Source organism: Bacillus sp. JJ783 (assembly GCF_036963225.1).
Taxonomy (GTDB): Bacteria; Bacillota; Bacilli; order Bacillales; family Bacillaceae_G; genus Bacillus_A; species Bacillus_A cereus_U.
Genome location: NZ_JBALMG010000045.1, coordinates 1 through 3,762 on the forward strand (window position 1 = coordinate 1; position 3,762 = coordinate 3,762).

The following is a 3,762-nucleotide window of genomic DNA, read 5'->3' on the forward strand; positions in this document are numbered from 1 at the left end:
TGGGCAACGCCCAAGGTTTGGTTTTGCCACGTTTAAACGTGGCTCGGCAATGCCGACAAGCGTCGCAGACCCCTATCTATTTTGATGCGTAGTGTCAAAATAAGTATAGGGTTACTCTAATTGACTCCATTTCGTCGCTTTGCTAGACTTATGGTATCAATTAATCTAGGGAAAGTGGTGGCATTTTATGTTGGGGTCTATCTCATTTAATCAATCTCACCAAAGTTCATTGAGCCACAATAACAGAGAAAATATTCATGGAAATCCTGGTATAGATCCATCCAGGTCAGAGGAGAATATTTACTTTGTTCAAAAGGACATCCGAAGTGTATACAAGGATATCTTTCAAGAAGCAGTGGACAAGTATAACGAGAAACAAAAACGGAATGACCGTAAGATTGATGACTACTATGACAAAATACATAAAGACGATAAGACACATGAGCAACGAGAATTGGTTGTAGCGATTGGGGAAGGTAAAGACGACCCAATGTATAGAGGGGCGAAAAAAGAAGCACTGAAGCGCTATGCTGAAGCGTTTCAAGAGCGAAATCCAAATCTAGTAGTTTATAACATGGTTTTACATGATGATGAAGCTAATCCGCATTTACATATTAACTATGTACCGAATTTCGAAAGTAGTCGAGGATTAACGAGGCGTGTCGGAATGGATAGAGCCTTACAACAACAAGGTGTAGAAGGAACGGGAAGAAAGTTAATTGCACATTGGAGAGAATTAGAAACGGCCTATATTGAGCAATTAGCGAAAGAACACCTCCCGAATTTTGAACGTGCCAATGTAGGTTCACATAAATACATGAAAGTCCGTCAATACAAGGAATATGCAGAAACAAAATCACTTGTTGAGAATCAAGTACAAGAAAAAGAAACGCAGTTACAAACGATTGATCATCATTTAAAAAATGTTGAAGAGAAAACAAATGAATTACAAGTAGCGAAAAAGGGTTTGGAAAGTGATGTCGTTGATAACTACAAAGAATTAGAGATAGTGAAACAAAAAGTAGAGAGTGAAAGTGAAAAGCTGCAGCTAATTGGTCAGCGTCATGTAGAATTAGAAAAAAGAGTAAAACAAATGCAAAAAGAATTAGATAGTGCTACGGATCAAGTACCAAATGAACCTGTTGTGATTCCGTTTTTGCGTAGAGAAGTAATAACACAAGTACAGGATAAAATGATTGGGAAAGCTGAAATCACGAAGAAACAGACAAGAAATTATGTGTTATCACCAGAACAATATCAAGAATTTACAAAACAAGTGAATGCAGCGGTTACTATTAAAAAGGATTATGAGAGTTTGAAAAAGACAGATTTTGTGAAAGAGAATGAGAGTTTAAAAGTGTATGCAGAGGGATGGATGGAAGATAATCGAACATTGAAAGAAGAAAGAAATCAGTTGCAAAAAGAAGTTGGTGTATTAAATAGAGAAATCAGCTCATTAAAAGCTCATATAAAGGGTTTACAGACGAATATAAGAGTTTTGTATGTACAAACGAAAAAAGTTTTTAAAGAGCAATTTAAGGCGTTTAGAGGGCTTATTAAAAATGAATTGGGTAGCAAGGGAATAGATAATCAATTTGAACGTGAACATAAGAGAGAAATCAGCAGACATCGAGATTTTGATAGAGAAAGATAGGAGTGATAATGATGAAAGCATTGAATTGCATGAGTTTGAAGAAGAAAAAGAGGGTTGAATGTTGTGTTTTTGCAAGAGACGGAAAGTTTTAACAAGGTGTTTCATGTTACTATAGAGAAAGACGTATAAACGAGAAAAACCGCTCTAGCTTTGGACGGCGAGACGGTTTTTCATAATAAGGTTGGAATCAACCATTTATATATTCTATATACATTCTAACATATAAAAGTTGATTCCTTCCACTAAGGGAGAGAATTATTTTATGACAAAAGTTGTAGATTTTGGACAAGCTGAAAAAAAAGCGAAAATAAGAGATAGTAAGATTGATAGTATTTATGACCAGTTGCAAGCAGGTGGTTACTCGGAAGAAGAAAAAATAATGCTTTTGCAGTTGTTAAGTAAGGCGACTGGTGGGGAAGAATATTTCATTGGTAAAAAGAAAAAGCCTACGGATAGGGTGAAGTTTGTGCAAATGATTACGGATAATTATAATTACTTAGCAAAAATAAACTATCTTACAAATGCTGAAAAGGCTTTTCTAATGGATTTAGTGCCTTATGTAGAATTTAAAACGAATATTCTTGTAGAACGAGCAAATGAGGAAAATGAATTTGATTCAGACAATGCTACACCTAGTTATTTAGCAAAAGAATTGAAGAGAGATCGTTCAAGGGTTTCAATGATGATGAATTCTTTAATGGAAAAAGGAGTATTGGCGGTTGCGGAATCTGGAATGACAACAGAAGATGGACGTATTTGTACGAGTCGTACTTGGTTTATAAATCCTAACATTATGTGCTGTTCTCCAAAAGATGGAGTAGACAAAGCTACACAAAGAATTTTTAAGAAGTCTCTTAAAAATTTTGTTGCTGAAGATGGTAAAAAACATAAATTACCAGTCTATTTATTTTAGGAATGAGAAGAAATGATGTCATTGACATCTTTTTTTTTATGTGTTTTTCCATTTTTTAGGTGTTGCTTTTTTGCAACACAGGTGTTGCTTTTTTGCAACACCCTATACCTTATAAAGCCTTGCTATTACTGACTTTCTTCACTTTGCTCTTCTCACTCTTATATATAGGGCTAAAAGTTCCGCAAGGAACGGGTCGTATTTTTGAGAAGAACACTCAAAAATCTCCACCCTCTCTATAAAAAAAACGGTTCGTTCATCCTCACCTAAAGGCTAACGCCTTTTATTTTTTATAGAGTCCTTGCAAAACTTTTTTCGGCTCGTATGCTTTTCTCGCCAAGCCGACAGACAAAAAGCAAAGCAATGGTTCTCGACTTGGACTAGCAAGTATACGAGCCGAACCGCTTAAATCATTCGTCCCAAGATAGTTCTTATTTTAAAAATAGATACGTAATACGTGGGGGTTCGTCCCCACACGACGAGCCAGCGCTCTAGCCAAAAAGCAAATTTCAAACCAAAAGATCAGAACAAAACTACGTTAAGTAAAAAAACAAGCTGTCCTTATGGACAGCTTGTTTACATAATTTTCGTTATTGGAAGTTGATATATGTAATTTATTTACAAAAAAATTTTCACTATTAGACTGGAATTATGCCTTCTAACTCAGTAATTTTCTCACTAATTAATTGCTCTATTTTTATTATAAAATCATCAATTTGATTAAGTTCCGTAAGAATAAACAGATTTGAACGCATCCAATAAGGTTTTGATTGCTTATTGTCAGTTACTATCTCAATACCTACAATTCCTTTTTTATCATGTAAGAAGAATCTTATAAATAAAAAATGAGTTACATTGTCTATATCTTCACCTGAAACCCATTGAAATTCATGTAGTTTAAAAGTGGAAAACTTGATTATTCCCTCTTTTAAATCTTCGAGTTCTTTATTGGTGGTATATATGTTAATGTTCGCAGTGCTATAAAATCCTGTAAAGTCAAAATTTAATTCAAAAAAATCGGTATCTTCCCATATCTTTTTTATTTTTATATTTGGTTCAGGCATTGTGGTCTATCCTCCCATAAATTGCACTTTCCACTTGAAAATATTATAACAAGTTTTACTTAACAAAACGGCTCCGTTAAATAAGTAAAAAACAATGTATATTTTATACATGCTTGGTTAACATAACGTCCTAT

At 34.3% G+C, this 3,762-nt stretch carries 3 protein-coding genes; 2 read left to right on the forward strand and 1 reads right to left on the reverse strand.

The features are described 5' to 3' along the window. The first annotated feature begins 187 nt into the window (after window positions 1–187). Both V7038_RS10310 and V7038_RS10315 read left to right on the forward strand, forming a co-directional pair. Window positions 188–1,654, forward strand: coding sequence for a plasmid recombination protein (locus V7038_RS10310; RefSeq protein ID WP_335470066.1), 1,467 nt, complete (start codon window positions 188–190; stop codon window positions 1,652–1,654). Between the two features lie 262 nt (window positions 1,655–1,916). Next, entirely contained in the window at window positions 1,917–2,567 is a 651-nt protein-coding gene (locus V7038_RS10315; RefSeq protein WP_002162441.1) for a MarR family transcriptional regulator, read from the forward strand. A gap of 635 nt (window positions 2,568–3,202) precedes the next feature. Here the strand turns inward: V7038_RS10315 and V7038_RS10320 are convergent. Beyond that, window positions 3,203–3,628 (reverse strand): hypothetical protein, encoded by a 426-nt coding sequence (locus V7038_RS10320; protein ID WP_335470070.1) that lies wholly within the window; start codon window positions 3,626–3,628, stop codon window positions 3,203–3,205. Window positions 3,629–3,762 lie beyond the last annotated feature (134 nt).

Bases quoted from the DNA above. Each gene is read 5' to 3' on its own strand.
- V7038_RS10320 (WP_335470070.1), bottom strand. From the start codon at position 3,628: ATGCCTGAACCAAATATAAAAATAAAAAAGATATGGGAAGATACCGAT.
- V7038_RS10310 (WP_335470066.1), top strand. From the start codon at position 188: ATGTTGGGGTCTATCTCATTTAATCAATCTCACCAAAGTTCATTGAGC.
- V7038_RS10315 (WP_002162441.1), top strand. From the start codon at position 1,917: ATGACAAAAGTTGTAGATTTTGGACAAGCTGAAAAAAAAGCGAAAATA.